Source organism: Natrinema salaciae (assembly GCF_900110865.1).
Lineage (GTDB): Archaea > Halobacteriota > Halobacteria > Halobacteriales > Natrialbaceae > Natrinema > Natrinema salaciae.
This window is the reverse complement of record NZ_FOFD01000002.1, coordinates 647,645-670,436: the sequence shown is the minus strand read 5'-3', so window position 1 is coordinate 670,436 and position 22,792 is coordinate 647,645. Positions and strand designations below refer to the sequence as shown.

Here is a 22,792-nt window from a genome sequence, read left to right as displayed (position 1 = left end):
GACGTCGGCGGCAGTCAGTGGTCACCGCTCGCGTCCGCCCCCGAATTCGCGCCCACGTCTCTCGCCGGCGGCGGTTCGACGCCCCGCCGCGGCGGCTCGAGACCGGGATGGAACGGCGAGAACCACCTGACGAGGTAGAGCAACAGGATCGTTCCCCCGGCAGTAAGGACGAACACGACCGTGGGATCGGCGACGTGAACGAGTCGGAGGATCGTGAGGCCGAGCCCGCCGGCCAGAAGGGAGACCACCTGCCCGACCGAAATCCAGTCGGGAACGCGCTCGACGAACGCCGTTCGATAGTACGTCGCGTACAGGAACCCGCACCAGACGCCGACGACTGCCGCCAGCCGGTGTTCGGCGGGACGAGGGAGTTCCGTCTCGAAATGGAGGAATACGGCCAGCACCGGGAGGGAAACGGCGAGCGAGACGAACTCGCCGCGACGCCCGTCGGGGACCTGCCAGCTTCCGTCGTCGTCTCGAAACCACTCGAGCAGTGTGCCGCCCATCAGCGTTGTGTGCGTCGCAACTCGACGTGAACGTTTCCGTCTTCTACGCGTCGTCGACGTACGACGGCCGCTCGGCGTACTCGATCGGATCGCGGACGCCGACGTTCTGGAACGCCTGCAGGCGGAACGCACAGGCGTCGCAGGTGCCACAGGCGGGCTGGTTCTCGCGGTAGCAACTCCAGGTGTGTTCGTAGGGGACCGCGAGGTCGACGCCGTGCTCGGCGATGTCGGTCTTCGACCAGTCGACGAACGGCGCTTCGATCGAGATCTCGGTCTCGGGTTTCGTGCCGACGTCGACGACTCGCTCGAAAGCCTCGAAGAACGCGGGGCGGCAGTCGGGATACCCCGAGAAGTCCTCGCTGTGCGCGCCGATGAAGACCGCCCCGCAGTCGTTGGCTTCGGCGTAGGAGACGGCCATCGAGAGCAGGTTCGCGTTCCGGAACGGGACGTACGACGAGGGGATCTCGTCGCTCTCGAGGTCGGCGTCGTCCACGGCCAGCGCGTCGTCGGTGAGGCTCGAGGCCCCGATCGCCGAGAGGTGGCCCGTCTCGATCCGCAGGAAGTCGGCCGCGTCGAACTCGTCCGCGAGTCGGCGGGCGCACTCGAGTTCGCGGTCCGCCGTTCGCTGGCCGTAGGAGGTGTGCAGGGCGTAGATTTCGTACCCTCGGTCGCGGGCCTCGGCGGCCGCGGTGGCGCTGTCCATGCCGCCGGAGAGGAGGACGACGGCGCGCTTGGAACGCTGTTCGTCGGTCGCGGAATCGGTGGTCGTATGAGTCATGGGAGAGTCGACTGTCGGTGATTACGTTTCGGGTGCGTCGTTCCAGAGGTCGACGTGCAGTCGGGGCGTGTAGCGGAAGCCGTGCTCCATCGCGAGGTCGGCGACCCGAGCGCGCGTCTCGGCGAGGCGGTCCCGGGTCGCTCCCTCGGGCATCAGGAGGACGTCGTCGTCCCGCACCGGGACGTCGGCGGTCGCGCGGAGGTCCTCGAGTAACGCGAGGATCTCCGGCATATCGCCGGCGTCGGTGACGACGAATTTGAGCTGGAACGTATAGCGCTCGACCAGCCGCGACAGCGCGTCGAGGTCGATGCGCTCGCGTTCGTGGCGCTCCGCCCATCGGTCCGCGTCGACGTCGTCTTCGTCGGGCGCGCGCTCGGGTGTGGGCGTACTGCTCTCGAGTTTCGGGCTGATCGAGGCGAGATCGATCGGCGCGTCCCGGTAGATCGTCCCGTTGGTCTCGACGGTGGTGTGGTAGCCGCGGTCGTCGAGCGCCTCGAGCAGGGCGACGCTCTCCTCGTGGAGCAACGGCTCACCGCCGGTGAGAACCACGTGATCGGCGTCGTGGGACTCGATCTCGGCGACGATCTCCGCGAGTCCCAGCCAGGCGTGGGTCGGCTCCCAGGACGTGTGATAGGAGTCACAGAACCAACACCGGAGGTTGCAGCCGCTCGTCCGGACGAACACCGACGGGACGCCGGCGAGGGTTCCCTCGCCCTGCAGCGAGTAGAACAGCTCGTTGATCGGCAGCCCGACGGGGGTCGCTTCGCTCTCGTCTTCGGCGTCGGCGGTGTCCGAATCGGCCCCGGACTCGAGGTCGACGGAATCTGAAACCGGCATCTCAGAACTCGCGTCCCCCGCAGAGTTCGCTCGTCTCGCTGACCTGCACGGCGACGTCGGTGACGGTCTCGGGCAGGGTCGCCTCGAGTTTCCGCTCCAGGATCACGCTCATTACCTCGGCCGTCGGCGGGTGCTGGAGGACGACGACGCCGTCGTCGTCCCCGGCCGCTTCGAAGGCCTCGACGAGCGGATCGCCGGCCTCGAGCAGGAACATGTGGTCCCACTCGGATATTACGTCCGTAATATCTCCTTTGTCCGCGATCCACCCCTCCTCGGTCAGGTGTCCTGCGACGGTGACGGCGACCTCGTAGTTGTGGCCGTGCGGTCGCGAACACTTACCGTCGTGGTGCTGGATTCGATGCCCTGCGCTGATTCTGATCGGTCGGTCGCGTCCGACGCGAAGGACGCGCTGGCTTCCGACGACCGATTCGTCGACGGCAGCGCCGTCGGCCTCTCGCTCGTTCGTTCGATCACCGATGCTCTCAGTCATACTCGAGTATTCCCGAGACAATACTTAAAGGTGAAGGGAGCGGTCCGTCGCCGCGGCGACGGCTCCCGCGGGACGATTCCGGGTGGCCGGCCCGCAGGGTCTCCCCTGGATACCTCGGCGTTCCGAGCGATGACCGACACTCTTGCACGGGCGGTCCCAACTGATCGTATGTGGGACTTCGATGCGGAGACGAACGACGATCTCACGTGGACGACCTGCTCGACACCGATCGACGGAGCCGTCTACGACGTGACGAACACGGCGAACGGGCCCTGTGCCGTCGGCGAGGGCGGCACCGTCGTCGGCCGGGCACCAGACGGCTCCTGGGGAACCGTCGTCGACGACGGGCCGGCGGCCCGTGGGGAGTCGCTCCACGCGGTCGCGACCACCGACGACGCGACGCGGATCTGGTTCGCCGGCTCGGGCGGTGCGGTCGGCCACTACGATCTTCCGACCGGCAACCGGGTCGACCACTCCGGCCCCGACGGAATGGACGGCACGGTTCGCGCGCTCACGGTCGCCGGCGACCGCGGGTCCGAGAAACTCCTGCTCGCCGACGGGAACGGCGTCGTCCTCCCGGGAACTGTCGCCGGCGCGGAGCCGAACTGGGACCGACGGACGAACCCGGCTGACGGGACCGCGATCACCGCGCTAGCGGCGGACGGTGACGGGCGAGGATACGGCGTCGACGACGATGGAACCGTGTGGGAGACCACCGAAACGGGATGGGAACGGATCGGTCTCGCCGGCGTGGAGGACAGTCTCTACGCGGCCGCCGCGGGTGAGTCGACCCTCGTCGTCGGCGGCGGGAACGGTCGGCTCTACGAACGGGACGAAACTGACGGCTGGACCCCATACTCGGTGGGCGACGCCGCTATCGAGTGTCTCGACGTCGCCGAAGGGACGCGAATAGCCGGCGGCGAAAGCGGGCTTCTCCGGATTCGCGAGGGCGGATCGTGGCGCGAGACGGACTGGAACGGGACGCGGACGATCCACGGCGTCCTCGTCGGCTCACCGAGCGTCGCCGTCGGCGAAAACGGGCTCGTGCTCGAGCGAACGGCGGAGTAACCGTCCCTCGACGCACGCGTCGCGGCTCCCGAACTGCCGGCGGGAACCGGAGCGGGGTTCTCGGGTTCCCTCGCTGGTCATCGCTGGAAGCGACTAGTCGTCCGTTCCGTCCGTCGGTTCGCCGTCAGCGGAAGGTGAGGACTCGGAGGGGGAGTCCGACCGGTCCGACCGGTCGGGAGCGCCGGACTCGTTCGGTCGGTCCGGCTCGGTGCTGCCGTCGTCGCCCGCCTCTTCGGTAGATTCCCGGCGACCGGTCTCGTTGGGGTCGAAATTCTCGCCTCGGCCGTCGAAGTTGTCACCGTCCGGGCTCGTCCCCGCGTCGCGGGGCTCGCCGCGTGGACGTTCGATGACGAGTCCGTTCTTGCCGACCGCGACGTCCGGATCGCCGAGTGCGACGTCGTTGAGAACGCTCTCGGTCGGCGTGTGGCGTTTCTCCCATCGCTCTCCCCCGTCGATACGCTGGTATAGGGCGCCGGCGTCGCCGAGGGCAACCAACTGTGCTCCGTACTTGTCGAAGGCGCGCAGCGACTTCTCACCGACGCCGATCGGGGTCCAGTTCCGATACGAGTCGTCGTACCGGTAGAGACGGCCGTCGCCAGCGGCGACGTAGACGCGCTCGTCTTCACCCGCCCAGATGTCGTAGAACTTTACCTGCGAGTTGACGATCCCGATGTCCTCCCAGCCGTCGTCCGGCGTCGTCTTGAACGCGTTCCCGCTCGTGTCGACGGCGTAGCCGTAGCCGTTCGGCGAGGCGGCGAGCCCGGCGACCTTGGACCCCTTCTGGTTCGGTTTGCTCGCGACCCCCCAGTCCGCGTCGAACCCGTGGATCGTGACGGGAAGGAGTTCCCCGGAGCCGTTCGCGATGAGGACCTTCTCGTCGCCCGCCTCTCCCGAGACGGCGAGCCCCTCCCAGGTGCTCGTCTTCTCCTTCGGATACGAATAGTCGAACTTCCGCCGCGTCTCGACGTCGTAACAGCCGATCGCACCGCTCGAGCCCGCGAACCAGATTCGGCGGCCGTCGTCGGTGACGTCCAGCCCGCGGAGTTGGTTGTCCCTGACGTTGGGGCCGTCGTCGACGATCACGTCCCACCCGTCGCCGCGATCGGCGACGATGACGCCGCCGTCGCCGATCGCGTAGGGACCGGCAACGGTGTTCACGACTTCGAAGAGATCGGCCGAGAACGGCGTCTCGACCGCTCGCCACTCCGGTTCGTCCGCATCAGGACCGAGTTCCCACATGCGTCCTGACGAAGCGACTCGACGGGGATAAATAGTGTATACGTTCTAACATTACGATTCGAATCGGCTAGGATTCGCCGCCACCGACACCGTGTCGCGTCGTCGACGGCGGCGGACCGCGAGGGAGGGCTGGTTCGAGAGGTTCGACCTCAGTCCGTGAGTTTGTCGTGTAGCCTGTTCTTGGCCTCAGTGCGGTGTTTTTGGGAGAACACGGGGGTGTCGTCCGAAAAGTCGATTTCGATCTCGTCGACCGTTCGGCGATAGATGTTCGTTCGTCGACCCTCCTCCGAGAGCTGCCGCCCCTCGCAGGTCAACAGGCCGGCATCGACGAGTTCTTCGATTCGACGGTAGCAGGTCGCGATCGGGATCTCGATATCTTCGCTCAGTGCCTGTGCCGATTTCGGTGTTCCCGCCGCGCAGAGGATCTCTGCGCTGTATTTGCTCCCCAGAGCGGAGAGGACCACAGCCGAATCCGCCTCGTTCGTTTCTGTCCGACTCCGAGACATACTCTCCCCGTTACTAATTATCAAGATTGAATCTTGTGGTTATCGGGAGCGATACTTTATATGGCTGTTCTCCACGGTAATGGCGACTTCCAATCGAACGGGTGCGATCGGGAACGCGAGGACGGCTGTGAAGAGGACGAGACGCATTTGAGGGATGGGCGCGAACGAACCGGTATGAACGTCGCGGTCGTAACGGTCGGAGACGAACTGCTCGCGGGACGAACGACGGATACGAACGCCACGTGGCTCTGTGAACGGCTCGCCGATCGCGGCGTCAGCGTCGAGCGCGTCACCACCGTCCCGGATCGCGTCGCCGACATCGCCCGCGTCGTCAACGAGTACCGCGCCGAGTACGACGCCGTCCTCGTCACCGGCGGGCTCGGTCCGACCCACGACGACGTCACCATGGAGGGCGTCGCGGCCGCACTCGGCCGCGCGGTCGAGGAACACGCGGCAGCCCTCGCCTGGCTCGAGGACGACGGCTACGCCCGCGACGACCTCGCGTCGGGAACGACGGACCTCCCGGCCGGTGCGCGAGCGCTCCACAACGAGACCGGCGTCGCCCCCGGCGCGGCGCTCGAGAGCGTCTACGTCCTCCCAGGCGTCCCGACGGAGATGAAAGCGATGTTCGAGTCGATCGCCGAGGAGTTTACCGGGACGCCGACGCATCGAGACACGGTCGTCGCCGACGAACCGGAGAGCGCGCTCCTCGAGCGGATCGCCGACCTCCGCGAGCGGTTCGACGTCTCCGTCGGGAGCTACCCGGGCGAGTCGGTCCGGATCGAACTCGAGGGGACCGACGAAGCGACTGTCACGGCGGCGGCCGAGTGGCTTCGCGAGCGGGTCGACTCCCCGTGAGTCGGCGACGCCGTCAGCGGTAGAAGTAGGCCACCCAGGCGATCGTGACCAGCAGGCTCAGAGCCAGCGTTACCCAGCCGACGATGTGCATCGGCAGCTCCGATTCCGTCGCGAGAACGGCGGCGTCGATCAGTGCAGTCATAGTCGGCGATCGGTCCGCATCCCCCTTAACTGTTCAGAAACCGTGCGAATCCGTCCGCTGCTCGTCGGTCTCGTCACCGGGGCTCGTCGGCGTCGGACCGTGCGAGCAGCGCCGTCGCTCGCGCGTCGAGACCGACGGACGGCTGCGATACGGCTTTGAGACTGGCGTCCACATAGCCGGCTATGGAGTCCATCGGCGTCGTCGTCAACCCGATCGCGGGAATGGGCGGGCGGGTCGGATTAAAGGGGACCGACGGGAAGCTCGCGGAGGCGCGCCGCCGCGGCGCCGAGCCGCGAGCACCGGATCGGGCGCGCGAGGCCCTGCGATCACTCCATCGACGTGCGCCCGATATCACTGTGTACACGGTCGCGGGCGCGATGGGCGAACGCGCGGCTCGAGACGCCGGCTACGAACCGGTCATCGTCTACGACCCGGACGAGACGGGCGATCGTCACGAGTCGACCGCGTCCGCGAGCGCTACTGATCCCGCGACGGCGGACACGACGGCGGCCGATACCCGCGCGGCCGTCCGGGCGCTGCTCGAGCGCGACGTCGACCTGCTCTTCTTCGTCGGCGGCGACGGGACCGCGGTCGACGTCGCCGAGGTTCTCGAGGAGGGAGCGAACGAGACCCCGATGCTCGGCGTCCCGGCCGGCGTCAAGATCTACTCGTCGGTCTTCGGCGTGACGCCGGCCGACGCCGGCCGAATCGCCGCGGAATTCGATCGCGTCGAACGCCGCGAGGTCAACGATATCGACGAGGACGCCTACCGAGAGGGGGAGGTTCGAACGCAGCTCGAAGCCGTCGTCCCCGTCCCCGTCGCGCCCGCGGTCCAATCGGGCAAACAGGTCTCGAGCGGGAGCGTCGACTCGCTGGCCGCGGGATTCGCCCGGGAGGTCGAGCCCGGGCGAACCTACGTCTTCGGGCCCGGCAGCACGGTCGGAGCGATCGAGGAGGAACTGGGGATCGAGCCGTCGCCGCTGGGCGTCGACGTCTGGCGCGCCGGTTCCGCCGAGGAGGACGCAGACGCGGACGGGGCGGCCGAGCGATCGGGGGCCGATCGCCGCTCGCAGCGTGGGGTGGTGCTCGCCCGCGACGCCGCCGAGTCGGAGATCCTCTCGGTCCTCGCCGAGCCGATCACCATCGTCGTCTCACCGATCGGCGGCCAGGGGTTCATCTTCGGACGCGGGAATCACCAGCTCTCGCCGCAGGTGATCCGCCGGGCCGACGAGATCGCCGTCGTCGCCGCGGGAGAGAAACTCGACGAGATCGACGCGCTGCGCGTCGACACCGACGACGAGGAGATCGACGAGGAGCTTCGCGGCTGGCTGCAGGTCAGGACGGGCCGGTTCACGACCCGTCTCGTCAACGTCGTGTAGCCGCCGTCCCGTCTAAGGGGACCCCATCCGGCGACCAGATATTTAAGGTAGTAGTGTAGATCCGAACCGAAGACAACCATATAACGATTCGATCAGATATAATGACCATATAGTCAAGATTAAGGTCGGGTCGATCCTACGGTCCCCCATGGAAACGCGGAAAGTGCAACGACTCGGCCCGTCGACGCTCGCGATGACCCTCCCGGCGGAGTGGGCGTCCGAACACGCCGTCGAGAAGGGAGACGAAGTCTCACTGCGGACTAGCGGCAAGGGCACGCTGACCGTGATGCCCGAGTCCGCGAGCTCGGAAGAAACGGAAGCGATCATTCACACCGACGAGCTCGACGCCGACGCGGTCGAGCGCGCGATCGTCGCCCAGTACGTCCTCGGACGGCGCATCATTCGAATCGAGCGCGAGGACGGCGCGCTCGAGTCCGACCACATCAACGCCGTCTATCAGGCCGAGACCCAGCTGATGGGCCTCGGCGTCATCGAGGAGACGCCCGAGAGCATCTCGATCCGGTGTTCGGTCGACCCCGAGGACTTTACGCTCGACAACCTGCTCGAGCGCCTCGAGCGGACCGGCCAGACGATGCGAGGCGAGGGGATCAAGGCGCTGGCCCACGGCAACCCCGATCTGGCCCAGCGCGCGCTGAACCGGGAGCGACAGGCCAACAAGATCTTCGTCCTCCTGTTGCGCCTGATCTTTACGGCCTACCAGAACCCGAACCTCGCGCGAGCCGTCGGCCTCAACAGCGGCTTCCCGCTGATCGGCTACCGCTCGATCGCGAAGAATCTGGAGCTGACCGCCGACAACGGCGAGGATATCGCCGAAATCGTCATCGAGACCGAGGGTCACACGCTGAACGTCGACAGTTCGGTGATGCGCCAGATTCGGGAGCTGAACGAGTTAGTCGACGAGATCACGTCCAAGGCCGTCGAGGCGGCCGTCGAGCGCGATTACGACAAGTCCAACGAGGTCCGGGCGCTCTTCCACGATATCTCCGACCTCGAGCAGGAGATCCTCTCGGGGCTCCCGGAGATGGACAACGCGGACCTGCTCCGGGTCCGCGAGGTGCTCGTCAGCCTCCAGCAGACCGCCCAGTACGCGATGCGGAACGCGGAAATCGCGGCGAACCTCGCGCTGAACGAGGAGTCCGAGCACACGACGATCAAGTGACCGGCGGCGTCCCAGCGTCGTAGCGTCCCAGCGAGTGATCGCCGCTTTTCGACTGGTCGAGCCGATCGCGGCCGCTCGAGTATCACCTGCACCCATCCGGCCGCTCGAGTGGCCACCGGTCGTCCGGTCCCGCAGTTCGCTCAGGAAAGAGAGAAGTTAAGACACCCCACACACAACGCCCGCCCATGGCTACGGAATCCGCATCGACGGACAAAGGCGTTGGACTGGCGCTCGTGCTGAGCGCGCTCGCGGTGGTCGGGGCACTGCTAATGTTGATCGGTGCACCGGACGTGACGGCGGCCTGGGGCTTCGCTGCGGCCGTTCTCTTCAGTTCGCTGGCGGTCGTCGGCATCCACCTCTACTGGTACTGACGACGATCCGCGCTCGAATTCGACCGGCGGACGACCGGCGGGCCGCACCGAACTGGGCCGTATCGGCCGTTAAGAGTTAAGACCGACGACACCCTAGAGAGCCGCACGGACGATGACCGATTACTCCGACGAAGAGCAGCAGATCCTCTCGTACCTCCGCGAGAGCGCCGCCCGCGGCGAGCAATACTTCCGGGCGAAAAACATCGCGGACGCGATCGGACTCTCGTCGAAACAGGTCGGCGTTCGCCTCCCCCATCTCGCGGAGAAGGCGGACGAAGTCGACATCGAGAAGTGGGGGCGGGCCCGGTCGACGACCTGGAAAGTCACGATCAGTTGACCGCCAGCAGCGAACGGACCCGCGTCTCTCGTTCGATGCCGAACCGAGACCCGATCGATACCGCTCGAATCGATGGCGACCGCTGGTCCACGGTCTTTTTATCCGACAATCGCGCACGTACGGGCATGACTGTACGGGTCGACCGGTCGTTCGACGTCTCGGCGTCGCCCGAGCGGGTCTGGGAGTTCATCGCCGATCCGGCGAACCGCGCCCGGGCGATCAGCGTCGTCGAAGAGTACTCGGTGGACGGTTCGGACGGACGGCGAGTCACCTGGCAGGTAAAACTTCCCATCCCTCTCGTGCGGAAAACGGTGACTGTACACACGGAAGACGTCACACGCGACCCCCCCGAGTACGTCAAGTTCGTCGGGAAATCCAAGGTCCTGAAAGTGACCGGCGAACACGAGATCGTCGACACCGACGGCGGCGCTCGCCTCGAGAACCACTTCGTCGTCGACGGCAAACTGCCGGGCGTCGAGAAGTTCTTCAAGCGCAACCTCGACTCGGAGCTCGAGAACCTCCGGCGCGCGCTCGAGCGGGATCTGCAGACGACACAGTAAGGACGGTGGGGCGGCCACGGTGGGACCATGACGATCGATACCGACACCGACGCCGCCGACACTGACGGCGGCGACTCCCTGACGCTCGCGCTCGCACAGCTTCGCGTCGAGGCCGGCGCGGTCGAGGCGAACGTCGATCGCGCGCTCGAAGCGGTCTCGCGGGCCGCCGACCGCGGCGCGGACCTGGTCGCGCTTCCCGAACTGTTCAACGTGGGCTACTTCGCGTTCGATCTCTACGCGCGCAACGCGGAGCCGTTCGGAGGGGAGACGTTCACGCGGCTCCGGGACGCGGCGGCCGACCACGGTATCGCGGTCCTCGCCGGCAGCATCGTCGAGGACCTCGCGGCGACCGACGCTGTCGAAACGCCGGCCGACGAGGGACTGGCGAACACGGCCGCGCTGTTCGACGCCGACGGCGAACGCCGGCTGGTCTACCGGAAACACCACCTGTTCGGCTACGAATCTGCGGAGTCCCACCTCCTCGTCGCCGGCGAACGGCTCGAGACCGCGACGATCGGCGACTTCACCGTCGGCGTGACGACCTGTTACGATCTGCGGTTCCCGGAACTCTATCGGCGACTGGTCGACGACGGGGTCGATCTGGTACTCGTCCCCAGCGCGTGGCCCTACCCGCGCATCGAACACTGGCAGACCCTCTCGCGGGCTCGCGCGATCGAGAACCAGGCCTACGTCGCGACGATCAACGGGGCCGGCGAGTTCGACGACGCGACCCTCCTCGGTCGATCGAGCGTCTACGATCCGTGGGGCGTCTCGCTCGCCTCGAGCGGCGACGAGCCGGCGCTGGTCACGACGGAGATCGACCCGGGAACGGTCGCCGACGTCCGCGACGAGTTCCCGGCGCTGCAGGATCGCCGGCTGTGACCGCGGGACTGCGGCCCCCGGTGGACACCGACCGCTGACTTTTTATTTTGGCACCACATTGGTACGGCTGCCGGGACACAGGCGCTTTTCACGTCTCAACCGGCATTGCGCGTCGCTCCGGCCCGTCGCGCGCTCGGTTCCCGGGAACCGAGCAACCACGCCCGCACCCGTCTCCTCGTCCTCGTCTCACCTTTCGCCGTTTCCGTTCGCCGAGCGGGCGGTCTCTCCGTTCGACGACCCGCCGCGGATGCATCGGTCCGGGTCGGCGGTTACCGGTCCCGGTCGACGGTTTCGCCGGGTGTGGTGGTCGCACCGGTCTCGAGTCGCAGACCGGGTGTGAGGCTCGTGTTGATACCCGTTTTGACCTCGTCGCCGGCGACGACGCCGAACTTCCGACGCCCCGTCGAGACGCGCTCCCCTTTGACGGTGAATTTGATGTCGGCGTCGTCGTGCCGGAGGTTCGCCACGTTCGTCCCCGCACCGACGTTGACGTCCCGCCCGAGGACGCTGTCGCCAACGTAGGAGAGGTGACTGACCGACGTCCCGCGCGAGACGACGCTGTTTTTGATCTCGACGCTGTGGCCGACTTCCGCGTCGGGACCGATCAGCGTCGCACCGCGGACGTAGGCGTTCGGCCCGACCTCGGCACCCTCGCGGACGAGCGCCGGGCCTTCGATCACGACGCCGGGTTCGACCGTCGCGCCCGCCTCGACGACCACCGGCCCCTCGAGCGTGGCGTCCTCGCTCACGTCGCCGTCGAGTCGCCCCTCGAGCGCGGCGAGTTTCCACTCGTTGGCCTCGAGCAACTCCCACGGGCGGCCGACGTCCAGCCACCGGTCGAGGGTGACCGGCGTCATCTCGTACTCGTCGATCACCCGCGCGACGACGTCGGTAATCTCGTGTTCACCGCGCTCGCTCGCGGGCACCTCGAGCCACTCGCGGGCCTCGGCCGGAAAGGCGTACGCGCCGGCGTTGGCGAGGTTCGTCGGCGGTTCGGCCGGTTTCTCGACGATTTCCGTCACGTGGCCGTCGCCGCTATCGTCGGTGCTGAGAACGCCGTAATTGCTCGGTTCTTCGACTTCGATCGCGCAGACGGCGGGGCACGCGTCGAACAACCGGTCGATCGCGGCCTGGTCGTAGAGGTTGTCGCCGTTTAGCACGGCGAAGGGACCCTCGAGGTGGTCTCGAGCGGCGTTGACGGCGTCGGCGGTCCCGGCCTGTTCTTCCTGGACGGCGTAGGAGACGGGGGTCCCCCGGCGTTCGGTGCCGAAGTAGTCGCGGACCCGTTCGCCCTCGTAGCCGATGACGATGACGATTTCGTCCGCTCCGGCATCGATCGCTGCGTCGACGGTGTGTGCCGCGAGCGGGCGATCGGCGACCGGAAGCATCGGTTTCGGGACCGATTCCGACAGCGGTCGCATCCGTGTCCCCTGGCCCGCCGCGAGAACGACTGCCTTCATGTACGTCTTTGTTCCACGAATCAGCGGATAAGCGATTCGTTCGCCGGTGAGTAATGAGAGTCGGCCGCCGTCAGTCCTTCGAGGTCTTGATGTCGGCCGACAGCCCCTGTGCCATCTCGATCTCTTTGGAGTTGTTCAGCGTCCAGGCGGTGCGCTCGGTGACGGCCTCGATGGCTTCTCGAGCGCTGGGGTAGCCGTTGCCGGACTTCTTGACGCCGCCGAAGGGGAGCTGGACCTCCGCGCCGATACACGGCAGGTTCGCGTACGCGAGTCCGAGTTCGGCGTGATCGCGGAAGTAGTTGATCTGGCGGTAGTCCTCGGAGATGATCGCGCCCGCGAGGCCGTACGGCGTGTCGTTGTGGAGCTCGACCGCCTCTTCGATGTCACCCGAGTACTCGAGGAGGGCGACGTGGGGACCGAAACACTCCTCGTTCAGACACCGGAGGTCCGGCTCGTAGTCGATCTCGTAGACGAACGGGCCGACCCAGTGACCGCCCTCGTGACCGTCCGGAATCTCCTCGTCGCCGAGCTCGAACCGGTCGACGAGCACGTTCGCGCCCTCATCGCGGGCGAGCTCGTTGTGTTGACGGATCTTCTCGATGTGGTCGGCCTCGATGGCTGGACCCATGAACGTCTCCGCGTCGAGCGGGTCCCCGACTGCGACGTCCTCGGCGATGTCGACGAAGCGAGCCTTGAACTCGTCGTAGACGTCCTCGTGGACGATCAGGCGCTCGCTCGAGACGCAGCGCTGACCGGTCGTCTTGAAGCTCGACATCACCGCGGAGTGAACCGCGATGTCCAGATCCGCCTCTTCGGTCACGACGATTCCGTTCTTGCCGCCCATCTCGCATGCTGCGAGTTTGCCGGGTTGGCCGCCGACCTTGCTGGCGATCTCGTGACCCACCTCCGCGGAGCCCGTAAAGAGGACGGTGTCGACCCGGTCGTCGTCGGTGATAGCCGCGCCGGCGTCGCCGAAGCCCTGTACCATGTTGAAGACGCCGTCGGGGATGCCTGCGTCGTCCATCATCTCGGCGATGATCTGGGCGCACCACGGCGTCTGCTCCGCCGGTTTCCAGACGACGGTGTTGCCCTCGACCAGGGCGATGGCCATGTGCCAGAACGGGATCGCGACCGGGAAGTTCCACGGCGTGATACAGCCGACGACGCCGCGGGGTTTGCGCCGCATGTACGCGTCCTTGCCCGGGACCTCCGAGGGGACCACGTCGCCGTGGGGATGGCGCGCGTTCCCCGCCGCCCACTCGACCATGTGCCAGGCCTCGGTCACGTCCGCTTTCCCCTCGCTGATCTCCTTGCCACACTCCTGCGAGACGATCTCACCGAGTTCCTCGTGGCGATCTCGAAGCTCGTGATAGATGTCCCAGAGGTACTCCGCGCGGTCGATGGCGGACAGGTCGCGCCACTCCTCGAAGGCGTCCTCGGCGGCCTCGAGCGCCGCATCGACGTCCGCCTCCGTCCCGCGCTGGAACGTCGCCAGCGTCTCGCCGGTGGCTGGGTTCTCGCTCTCGAACGTATCTTCGCTCCCGTCGCCGGACTGCGGCCGATCGCCTGCGCTGGTCGTCCACTCGCCGCCGATGTAGTGGCCGTGTACCTGTTCGGTGGCTTGCTGGCTCATACGAGGGGGAACGACGGGAGCGGTGAAAAATCATACTGGTCGTTTACAGATTTCGAGTGAATTACCGATGTTGTTACACTGTGTCATTCGATTTGTCCATCGACACAGCTGCCCGATCGACGTATGTACGAATACGAACGTGGGCCGCGTTGTCCTATCGATCCTCCTCCACACCACGGTCTTTCGTGACCGTCCGCTCGCCCTCCGGCGGGGCCTGCTCGGTATCCGGGTGCCGTTCCCCACCTGACTCAGTCATCGCTTCCGTCGATGGCTCGAGTCCCTCGCCCGTTCGTCCCTCCGCATCCGCGGCCGGTTCGTCGGGTGTCCCCGACGGTGGGCCCATGGTCCGCTGCTCGTCGCTGTCGTCTCGCTGCTCAGTGCTCTCGGTCCGCTCGATGACGGAATCGGTACCTGCCGCGGCCGGTTCGTCCGGCGACGAACGGTCGTCCTCGAGTCGGATCGTCGTCTCGGTACTCTCGCTTACGGCGCTCGCGTTCATCGGAACGATGTCCTCGTCGGTCTCCCATTCGAGGATCGCCCGTATCGTCTCCCTGGCGTCGTCGTTCACGTCGACGTACGCCGTGTCCGCCTCGGTCAGTTTGACGGTCCCAAGGAGGTCGCCGCTTGCGGTTTCGACACGTTTGCCGACGTCGTCGTCGGAGAACGATGGGGACATACGCAAGCGTAGCGCTCGCTCGCGAAAGCGCGTGGTGCCTGCAGTGGCTTGTCCGATAGCGACCGATCGGGTCGCCGTCGGTTCCCGTCACTGTCCGCCAAGGTCGGCCGCCTTCTCGAGTTCGCTGCGCAGGGTCGTCGAGTCGAACTCGTGGTCGGGTCGGAGTCGGACGAAGTCGAGGAATTCCCGTGCCGAGAGCAAGTGTGTGGGCTCGTAGGCGGTCGCGGCCGCGTCGACGGCCTCCCGCGGACCGATGCGTGGCTCGAGGACGGCCAGCGCGCAGGCCAGATCGTACGCGGTGGTCTCGTCGACACGGTCGTCGTGAACGCTGGTCGCGTCGATGAAGTAGAACTCGCCGTCACAGAGGAGGATGTTCTCCGCCCGGAGGTCGCCGTGAGCGAGCCCGTGTTCGTGCAAGGTCGCGAGCATCCCGAACAGTTCCGGCGCTCGTCGAGCCACCGCGTCGTCGGAGACGTCGTCGAGCGACTCGAACTCCGGGAGGTACTCGAGGACGAGGACGCCGAGTCCGTTGACCTCGAAGGCGTCGATCGGTCGGGGCGCGTTGATCCCGATTTCGCGCATCCGTTCGGTCGCGTCGTACTCGTGTTCGACCATCTCGCGGGGCGTATCGAACCGGTCGAAAAACCCCTCGCTGCCCGAGGAGAACGCACCGACGTTCCGGCCGGTCGTCAGGACCGCGTGGACCAGCGCGTTCTGTCGGGAGACGATCTTGACGAACCACTGGTCATCGATGACACACGGCGTCGAGAGCCAGTTGTCGGCCTCGAGGAACTCGACGCGGACGCACTCACGGTCGTAGCGTTCCGCCAGCGTGCGAGCGACGCGCTCGATGCGGCTCCACTCGACGGATCCTCGTGCGAGCCGGCGGATGTCCATACGGAGACTGTCGCGTGTCGTCGTTAAATGCTCCTCGAAGTGTTGTCGGAGGAAGGTATCGATCGTACCGGGCGAACGTATCGGCCGCCAGTAACCATCGCGTTCGGTAACCGAATCCGGTATCGATGCCGGATTCGCCGATCCCCGACCCCGGCCGGTCACCGAATAGATAATATTAACAGGAGAGAATATCTATCTGAAGAAAATGTTTGCGACCAAGGATCTGAGTGACGCGATCGACGTGACGCGATCGTTTCTGGCATCGGCCAGTCTCGGGATGTGGGTCAAACTGGCGATCATCGTCTTTTTCGTCGGCGGTATCGGATTCGGCAGCCCGACGGTCCCCGGCGGTGGCGGTGATTTCGGCGGCGAGCCGACGCCCGGGCCGGAGACCGACCCCGGAGCGGGCGTCGACATCGGTGAGCTGCTCCCGATACTCATCGTCGTCGGGATCATCGTCGTGGCCATCGGCCTCGTGTTCGGTCTGCTGAGCGCACTGTTCGAGTTCACGCTGCTCGAGTCACTACGCTCGGGCGAGGTTCACATCCGCCGGTACACGAAGCGCAACTTCGGACTCGGCGTCAGCCTCTTCGGCTTCCGTATCGCGATCGGACTGATCGCCCTCGTCATCGTCGGCGGTCCCATTCTCGCGACGTACCTCCTGACCGGGAGCGTCTCGTTCGGGATATTCGGGCTGATGATACTCCTCGGGATACCGGTGTACCTCGTCTACGCAGTCATCAGCCGGTTCACGACAGTCTTCGTCGCACCGACGATGCTGCAGGAGGATCTGGGCGTCGTCGCCGCCTGGAAGCGGTTCTGGCCGACGATGACCGCAAACTGGAAGGAGTATCTCGCCTATCTCGTTCTCGTCTGGATCGTTCAGTTTGTACTCACATTCGCGCTCGGGATCGTCCTTCTCGTCGTCTTCCTGGTCCTCGCGATCCCCCTCATCTTGATCGCTCTCATCCCGATCATCGGGATCATCGTCGTTCTCCTCGCCGTTCCGCTGATCATCTTCGTGGTGCTTCTGGTGCAGGTCCCGCTCGTCACGTATCTCCGGTACTACGCGCTGTTGGTGCTCGGCGACACGGACGCGGAACTCGACCTGATCCCCGACCAGCGAGCCGCGATCCGCGGTGGCGATACCGACGACGATCGAAGGGGACCGAACGGACCAACCGACGGCTGGGGCTCAGGAGACGACGGCTCTGACGGCTGGGACTCGGGTAGCGACGATTCCGACGGCTGGGATTCGGATAGCGACGATTCCGACGGCTGGGATTCGGATAGCGATGGTTCCGACGGCTGGGATTCGACGGACGAAACGCGCGACGACGGCACCTCCGGCGGAGACGACGGCGGGGCGGATTCGTGGGGCGGTCCAGATCGATGGAACGACTCGAGTGAATCGGACGACGATCGCGACGATCGCGACGATCGCGACGGCTGGTAACGACGCGATCGGTCCGTCCCCGGCGTGCCTCGTCGGTGCGTTTATTCCGCACCCCGGCAAGTATTGCGTATGGCCGTCGATCTACCCGACGAACACCGGATGATCAGGGAAACCGTCCGCGACTTCTGCGAGACGGAGATCGAACCGATCGCACAGGAGATCGAAGACGAACACCGGTTTCCCGCGGAGATCTTCGACCAGCTCGCCGATCTCGATATGATGGGCGTTCCGATCGCCGAGGAGTACGGCGGACTCGGCGGGGATACGCTCATGTACGCACTGGTCGCCGAGGAACTCGGCCGCGTCTCCGGCGCGATCGGGCTCTCCTACGTCGCACACACGTCACTCGCCTCGAAGCCCATCGAACTGTTCGGCTCCGAGAGCCAGAAGGACCGCTGGCTCCGGCCGCTCGCCGAGGGCGAGTACCTCGGCGGATGGGCGCTGACCGAGCCCGGGAGCGGTTCCGACGCGTCGGACATGGATACCACCGCAGTGAAAGACGGCGACGAGTGGGTCCTCGACGGGACCAAGCAGTTCATCACGAACGCCACCGAGGCCGGGTCGATCCTCGTCAAGGCGGTCACGGACCCCGACGCGGGCTACGACGGGATCTCGACGTTCATCGTCGATCCCCGCGACGACGACGGCTTCGAGGTGACGACGGTCTGGGACAAGATGGGGCTCAACGCGTCGCCGACGTGTGAAATCTCGCTCGAGAACGTGCGCCTGTCCGAGGACCGCCTGCTGGGTGCGGCGGGAGACGGCTGGGAGCAGACGAAAACGACCCTCGACGGGGGGCGCATCTCGATCGCCGCGCTCTCGACCGGCCTCGCGCAGGGTGCCTACGAGCACGCGAAACGCTACAGCACGGAACGCGAGCAGTTCGGCCAGCCGATCTCCGAGTTCGACGCGATCCGTGACACGATCGTCGACATGTACCGGAAGACCGAGCGCGCGCGGTTGCTCACTCGGAAGGCCGCTCGAACGTACGATCAGGGAGACCCCGTGACCAGGGAGTCGGCCCTGGCGAAACTCGACGCCAGCGAGGCCGCCCGCGAGGTCGCCGAGGACGCCGTGCAGGTGCTGGGTGGATACGGCTACACGACCGATTTCGCCCCGCAACGGTTCTACCGGGACGCGAAGCTGATGGAGATCGGAGAGGGAACCAGCGAAATTCAGCACCTCGTGCTCGGTCGGGAGCTTGGTCTCTAGAGCCGTCGAACGGTCGGTCTCGAATCGTGCTGCCGTCGGCTCGAGTGGCGACCATCGCATCGGCTGGTGTGGCCGGTTTCGGCTGTGACACGGCCGATCGAGCCACGACGCGGCCGATCAGCCGAGGATACCGTCGTCGCTCTCGTTGTCGCTCCCGTCCGTGCTCTTGGTCGTGGAATTGTCGCTCTCGTTCCCGCCGTCGGCGTCCGACCCGGCGTCGCCGCTCGAGGCGTCCTCGTCGACGTCGGTGGTCACCGCTTCTGTGAGCGTCCGAACGTTCTCTTCTTCCTGCGTCGCAACGTAGTCGGGATAGACACCGATGGTTACGAGCAGGTCCTCGCCGGCCTCGACGGCTTCGGTGATGTGGATGGCGACGTTGACGTCCCGACCGTCGAACTCCGCGTCGGCGGTGAACCGCGTCTGGGTCGTCGACTCCCCGAGGATCGTAACGTCGGTGTCCTCGCCCTCGGAGATGTTGCTGATCCCGTCGTAGTTGTCCCTGACGAGATCCATGAGCTCCTGCGTCGACATCTCTTCGATGGGGTTGAGCTCCTTGCCGAGGATACTGACCTGCGGCGTCGTCAGGACGTTGAAGATGGCACCGCGCTGGCTTCCCAGCGGGCCCATATCGACGGCCTTCTCGTGTTTGGTCATGTGGTTCGTGACCGTGACGGTCGCGTCCGTCGGCCCGACGTCGCGGTCGATGGAGAGCGGCTCGATGGCCGTCTGGTCGTAGCCGGTCTCGTCGCGAGCGGCGGCCTCGACGCCCGCGGGCGACGATTCGTGTTCGTCCAGTCCGAGCAGTCCCAGACAGCCCGACAGGCTGGCCAGACCCGCTGCGCCGAGCCCCCCGATGACGGTTCGTCGATTCATTCCCCTATGAATGGGGGTTCAGTTGGTAAGTGTTTGTTGGAATGTGATCAATCAACATCACTGGAGGACGTAATACACGGGAGGGAACCGAGCAACTCAACGGTGATCGAATCGCGTGTGCGTTACGGCCAGCTGCCGGCTTCCTCGAACGCGTCCGCAACGCGCTGGATCGCGACGACGTAGGCAGCGGTTCGGGGGTTCTCGAGGTCGTGTTCCTCGTAGGTCTCGACCAGCGCGTTGAAGGCGTCGACGATGATCGTCTCGAGTTCCTCGTTGACGCGCTCCTCGGACCAGGAGAACCGCTGGCGGTTCTGGACCCACTCGAAGTACGAGACGGTGACGCCGCCCGCGTTCGCGAGGATGTCCGGGATGACGAAGACGTCTTTCCCCTCGAGCACCTCGTCGGCCGCGGGCGTGAGCGGGCCGTTGGCAGCCTCCGAGATGACGTCGGCCTCGACGTCGGCGGCGAGGTCGGCGTCGACCGCGTTCTCGAGCGCGGCCGGAATCAGCAGGTCGACGTCGAGGGTGAGCACGTCCTCGTTGGTGAGCTCCTCCTCGCTTTCCTCGTAGCCGACGACGCTGCCGGTCTCGATCTTGTGGTCTTTCGCGGCGACCGGATCGAAGCCGTCGGGGTTGTAGATGCCGCCCGTCGAGTCGCTGGCGGCGACGACGGTCGCCCCCATCTCGTCGATCAGCTTCGCGGCGATCCAGCCGGCGTTCCCGTAGCCCTGGACGGCGACGGTTGCACCCTCGAGATCCTTGTCGAGGTAGTCGAAGGCCTCGCGCGCGGCGAGGACGGTCGAGCGGCCGGTCGCCTCGACGCGGCCCGCGCTGCCGCCGGAATCGATCGCTTTCCCCGTGATGACTCCCGGTTCGGTCGTGTTCTCGAGGGTCTCGTAGGTGTCCTTGATCCAGTTCATCTCCCGCTGGCCCGTGTTCACGTCGGGGGCGGGGACGTCCCGGTCCTCGCCGATCATGGGCCGCAGCTCCCTCGCGAACGACCGGGTGAGCCGCTCGAGTTCGCTCTCGGAGTAGTCGTCGGGATCGATGACGATACCGCCCTTGCCGCCGCCGAGGGGAATGTCGACGATCGCGGTCTTGTAGGTCATCCAGCCCGACAGCGCCTTGACCTCGTCCCGGGAGACCTGCGGGTGGTAGCGAATGCCGCCCTTGTACGGCCCGCGGTCGCCGTTGAACTGGGAACGGAAGGCTTTGAACCGCTCGAGGTCGCCGTCGTCACGTTCGATCGTGAGGTTCGTCTCGAGGACCCGCTCGGGGTGTTTGAGCCGTTCGATCACGTCGTCGCCGATGTCGAGGTAGTTCGCAGCGTCCTCGATCTGTGACTGGAGGCTCTCGAACGGATTGGTATCGTCGCTCATACCTGAGTAATTCCGGCACCCGATGTATAAGCGTAGCGAATATCTGCCATGTGAGTGTAGATCTATATATTTTAATTATTACTATCGCCTTTTATGCTGATCATTCGGTCACCTTTCGTCCGCCGCCTCGGCACGGTTTCGGATCCGTTCGGCGCGTGCGATCAGCGGTGCGTCGATCATCTCGCCGTCGACCGCGAACACGCCGCGGCCCTCGGCATCGGCCTCGCGTTTGGCTGCGAGGACGCGGTCGGCCCACTCCCGTTCCTCGGCCGAGGGGGTGAACGCCTCGTTGATCGGCCCGACCTGCGCAGGGTGAATCGCGAGTTTGCCGTCGTACCCCAGTTGGATCGCGAAATCGACGTCCTCGCGCAGTGCAGCCTCGTCCTCGAAGTCAGACACGATGGTGTCGATCGCCGGACAATCGTTCGCCGCCGCCGCGAGCACGACGCGTTCTCGCGCGTAGAGTACTTCGGTCCCCGCTGCGGTCCGGGTCGCACCGATGTCCGCCGCGAGGTCTTCCGCGCCGAACACCAACGCGTCGGTCGCCGGCACGGCCGCGATTTCGGGAGCCGCGAGCACGCCGTCCGCGCTCTCGAGCAGCGCGAGGACGGGCAGGGAGACGTCCGCGCCGAGGTCGTCGACGAGCGCGCGAACGTCGTCCGGCGAGCCGACCTTCGGAAGCATGAGGCTCTCGAGCGACGCGATCGGCCCGTCTTCGAACAGCGCCTCGAGATCGGCTGCTCGGGTCGGGTCGGTCGCGTTGACCCGAACGCACACTTCGCAGTCGGGATCGAACTCGGGATCGGTCAGTACGTCTCGAACTGCCTCGCGGGCCTCCGTCTTGCGCTGTGGAGCGACGGCGTCCTCGAGATCGAAGACGATAACGTCGGCCCCCGTCGTCGGTGCCTTCCGACACATTTCGGGCCGGTCACCGGGCGTGAACAGTACGCTTCTGCGAACCATATCGTCGTGTTATCGGTCCAGGATCAAAGTCGTCGGTATGGCGGCGAACGTCCCCGGTCGCTCGAGGGACGCGCGAACGGCGGGAATCGGGAACCGTCACGCGGAGCGGGCCGTCCTCCACCGACGAGTGCTCGAGTCGGCGACGGCGGGAGGCCGTCGTGGCGACGGACACCCCTCGTTCAGAGTGAAAGGGGAGGGTGGCGTGGGGTCGGTTCCACTCCGTTCAGATCGGCGGTCGCACGCGAGTCGTTCCCACCCCTCGTTCAGAGTGATACGGAACCCGACGGCGCGAATCCGTCTCGGTTCTGACCGAAGCCGGCTGTTCTGGGCTCCGGCCGACGCTGGCTGTTCTGGGCTCCGGCCGACGCTGGCTGTTCTGGACTCCGGCCGACGCTGGCTGTTCTGGACTCCGGCCGACGCTGGCTGTTCTGGACTCCGGCCAACACTGGCCGGGTTAACTTCCCTTCGTTCTCCGTCTCTTCGATGGACGGCTCAGCGAGGACGTGGCGGGACCCCCACCCCTCGTTCAGAGTGAAAAGCCGTTCGGACGGGGTGGGTCGAACAGGATCGGCATACAGACGACATTCAGTGCGCTCGGGAGCGGACGCTCGAGGGCGGTCGCTTGAGAGCGGACGATCGAACGCAGTCGTCGATTCCTTCCGAACTGACACTCTCCCGACGTGATTTCCCGATATCGTTTGTTGCGTTCTCCAACGCAACTCGATACCATTCGTCACGTACCGACGTCTAGCGACCGGCCCCGTCTAGTGACCGATTTCGTTCAAACGGCTACCGCGTGATCGACTTCGTTCGAACGGTCACCGTGAGCGCAAAAGAACGGCTAACGTGAACACGAAAGAACGACTACCGTGAACGCGAAGATGCAATAAAATCCGATGACAAAACATTCAATACTGTGAATAAATCGTCTCGGCGAACCGTCCATCCCCGCGTTTTCACTCTGAACGAGGGGTGCGTCGCACTGCGAGGCCGAGTTCAGTCTGCATCCGGCAGATCGGTCGATCAGGACGAAGACGGACGATACTCCGCTTTTCGACGCTCTATTGCTCGATTATCAGTCTGAACTACCTTCCATAGATTTATAAAGAC

24 protein-coding genes are annotated in these 22,792 nt (G+C 65.8%); 10 read left to right on the top strand and 14 right to left on the bottom strand.

The annotated features are described in order from the left end of the window. Positions 1-14 precede the first annotated feature (14 nt). From BMX07_RS08555 to BMX07_RS08540, 4 genes are read right to left on the bottom strand one after another with little or no spacing between them, the layout of a single operon-like run. Entirely contained in the window at positions 15-506 is a 492-nt protein-coding gene (locus tag BMX07_RS08555) for a hypothetical protein (RefSeq protein ID WP_090616773.1), read from the bottom strand. Positions 507-549: 43 nt separating this feature from the next. Then, entirely contained in the window at positions 550-1,284 is a 735-nt protein-coding gene (gene queC, locus BMX07_RS08550) for a 7-cyano-7-deazaguanine synthase QueC (RefSeq protein ID WP_090616771.1), read from the bottom strand. A 21-nt stretch (positions 1,285-1,305) separates the two neighbouring features. Next, positions 1,306-2,121 (bottom strand): 7-carboxy-7-deazaguanine synthase QueE, encoded by an 816-nt coding sequence (locus BMX07_RS08545; protein ID WP_090616768.1) that lies wholly within the window; start codon positions 2,119-2,121, stop codon positions 1,306-1,308. 1 nt (position 2,122) lies between these two features. Then, the gene (locus tag BMX07_RS08540) at positions 2,123-2,611 is read right to left on the bottom strand and encodes a 6-pyruvoyl trahydropterin synthase family protein (protein WP_090616767.1); all 489 of its coding nucleotides are present in this window, start codon (positions 2,609-2,611) and stop codon (positions 2,123-2,125) included. Between the two features lie 168 nt (positions 2,612-2,779). On the opposite strand from BMX07_RS08540, the gene BMX07_RS08535 reads away from it, so the two are divergent. Further along, complete coding sequence (locus BMX07_RS08535) at positions 2,780-3,679, top strand: hypothetical protein (RefSeq protein ID WP_090616765.1); 900 nt, start codon at positions 2,780-2,782, stop codon at positions 3,677-3,679. A gap of 93 nt (positions 3,680-3,772) precedes the next feature. Here the strand turns inward: BMX07_RS08535 and BMX07_RS08530 are convergent, their stop codons facing one another. Then, entirely contained in the window at positions 3,773-4,918 is a 1,146-nt protein-coding gene (locus BMX07_RS08530) for a WD40/YVTN/BNR-like repeat-containing protein (protein ID WP_175480092.1), read from the bottom strand. Between the two features lie 149 nt (positions 4,919-5,067). Next, positions 5,068-5,424 carry a winged helix-turn-helix domain-containing protein gene (locus BMX07_RS08525; RefSeq protein ID WP_090616763.1) on the bottom strand — a complete coding sequence of 119 codons (357 nt, stop codon included), beginning with the start codon at positions 5,422-5,424 and terminating at the stop codon, positions 5,068-5,070. A gap of 174 nt (positions 5,425-5,598) precedes the next feature. Between BMX07_RS08525 and BMX07_RS08520 the strand changes: the two genes are divergently transcribed. Continuing rightward, on the top strand, positions 5,599-6,282 hold the full coding sequence (locus BMX07_RS08520; protein WP_090616761.1) for a competence/damage-inducible protein A: 684 nt from the start codon (positions 5,599-5,601) through the stop codon (positions 6,280-6,282). Between the two features lie 13 nt (positions 6,283-6,295). Here the strand turns inward: BMX07_RS08520 and BMX07_RS25440 are convergent, their stop codons facing one another. Continuing rightward, positions 6,296-6,424 carry a hypothetical protein gene (locus BMX07_RS25440; RefSeq protein ID WP_281246946.1) on the bottom strand — a complete coding sequence of 43 codons (129 nt, stop codon included), beginning with the start codon at positions 6,422-6,424 and terminating at the stop codon, positions 6,296-6,298. Between the two features lie 182 nt (positions 6,425-6,606). Between BMX07_RS25440 and BMX07_RS08515 the strand changes: the two genes are divergently transcribed. From BMX07_RS08515 to BMX07_RS08490, 6 genes are all read left to right on the top strand, one after another. Continuing rightward, a complete protein-coding gene (locus tag BMX07_RS08515) occupies positions 6,607-7,803 on the top strand; it encodes an ATP-NAD kinase family protein (protein ID WP_090616759.1) in 1,197 nt (398 codons plus the stop codon). A gap of 148 nt (positions 7,804-7,951) precedes the next feature. Further along, positions 7,952-8,983 (top strand): phosphate signaling complex PhoU family protein, encoded by a 1,032-nt coding sequence (locus BMX07_RS08510; RefSeq protein WP_090616758.1) that lies wholly within the window; start codon positions 7,952-7,954, stop codon positions 8,981-8,983. 185 nt (positions 8,984-9,168) lie between these two features. After that, positions 9,169-9,354: a DUF7525 family protein gene (locus BMX07_RS08505; RefSeq protein ID WP_090616756.1), complete on the top strand. Its 186-nt coding sequence runs from the start codon at positions 9,169-9,171 to the stop codon at positions 9,352-9,354. A gap of 112 nt (positions 9,355-9,466) precedes the next feature. Continuing rightward, complete coding sequence (locus tag BMX07_RS08500) at positions 9,467-9,691, top strand: DUF7123 family protein (protein WP_090616754.1); 225 nt, start codon at positions 9,467-9,469, stop codon at positions 9,689-9,691. A gap of 125 nt (positions 9,692-9,816) precedes the next feature. Next, the gene (locus tag BMX07_RS08495; protein WP_090617221.1) at positions 9,817-10,251 is read left to right on the top strand and encodes an SRPBCC family protein; all 435 of its coding nucleotides are present in this window, start codon (positions 9,817-9,819) and stop codon (positions 10,249-10,251) included. A gap of 27 nt (positions 10,252-10,278) precedes the next feature. Next, entirely contained in the window at positions 10,279-11,133 is an 855-nt protein-coding gene (locus BMX07_RS08490) for a carbon-nitrogen family hydrolase (RefSeq protein WP_090616752.1), read from the top strand. Positions 11,134-11,402: 269 nt separating this feature from the next. Here BMX07_RS08490 and glmU read toward each other — a convergent pair whose 3' ends face one another. The 4 genes from glmU to BMX07_RS08470 all read right to left on the bottom strand — a co-directional run bounded on the left by glmU (position 11,403) and on the right by BMX07_RS08470 (position 15,799). After that, positions 11,403-12,593, bottom strand: coding sequence for a bifunctional sugar-1-phosphate nucleotidylyltransferase/acetyltransferase (glmU, locus tag BMX07_RS08485; protein WP_090616750.1), 1,191 nt, complete (start codon positions 12,591-12,593; stop codon positions 11,403-11,405). Positions 12,594-12,663: 70 nt separating this feature from the next. After that, positions 12,664-14,226, bottom strand: coding sequence for an aldehyde dehydrogenase family protein (locus BMX07_RS08480; protein WP_090616748.1), 1,563 nt, complete (start codon positions 14,224-14,226; stop codon positions 12,664-12,666). A 154-nt stretch (positions 14,227-14,380) separates the two neighbouring features. After that, entirely contained in the window at positions 14,381-14,902 is a 522-nt protein-coding gene (locus BMX07_RS08475) for a hypothetical protein (protein ID WP_090616744.1), read from the bottom strand. A gap of 87 nt (positions 14,903-14,989) precedes the next feature. Next, entirely contained in the window at positions 14,990-15,799 is an 810-nt protein-coding gene (locus tag BMX07_RS08470) for an RIO1 family regulatory kinase/ATPase domain-containing protein (protein WP_090616742.1), read from the bottom strand. 205 nt (positions 15,800-16,004) lie between these two features. On the opposite strand from BMX07_RS08470, the gene BMX07_RS08465 reads away from it, so the two are divergent. Next, positions 16,005-17,255 carry a DUF7544 domain-containing protein gene (locus BMX07_RS08465; protein ID WP_090616740.1) on the top strand — a complete coding sequence of 417 codons (1,251 nt, stop codon included), beginning with the start codon at positions 16,005-16,007 and terminating at the stop codon, positions 17,253-17,255. Between the two features lie 69 nt (positions 17,256-17,324). Then, complete coding sequence (locus BMX07_RS08460) at positions 17,325-18,467, top strand: acyl-CoA dehydrogenase family protein (RefSeq protein ID WP_090616738.1); 1,143 nt, start codon at positions 17,325-17,327, stop codon at positions 18,465-18,467. Between the two features lie 117 nt (positions 18,468-18,584). Here BMX07_RS08460 and BMX07_RS08455 read toward each other — a convergent pair whose 3' ends face one another. The 3 genes from BMX07_RS08455 to BMX07_RS08445 form a co-directional block, all read right to left on the bottom strand. Then, entirely contained in the window at positions 18,585-19,340 is a 756-nt protein-coding gene (locus BMX07_RS08455) for a DUF6517 family protein (RefSeq protein WP_090616736.1), read from the bottom strand. A gap of 122 nt (positions 19,341-19,462) precedes the next feature. Continuing rightward, positions 19,463-20,719, bottom strand: coding sequence for a Glu/Leu/Phe/Val family dehydrogenase (locus BMX07_RS08450; RefSeq protein WP_090616734.1), 1,257 nt, complete (start codon positions 20,717-20,719; stop codon positions 19,463-19,465). 108 nt (positions 20,720-20,827) lie between these two features. Continuing rightward, on the bottom strand, positions 20,828-21,682 hold the full coding sequence (locus BMX07_RS08445) for an HpcH/HpaI aldolase/citrate lyase family protein (RefSeq protein WP_090616732.1): 855 nt from the start codon (positions 21,680-21,682) through the stop codon (positions 20,828-20,830). Positions 21,683-22,792: the final 1,110 nt, after the last annotated feature.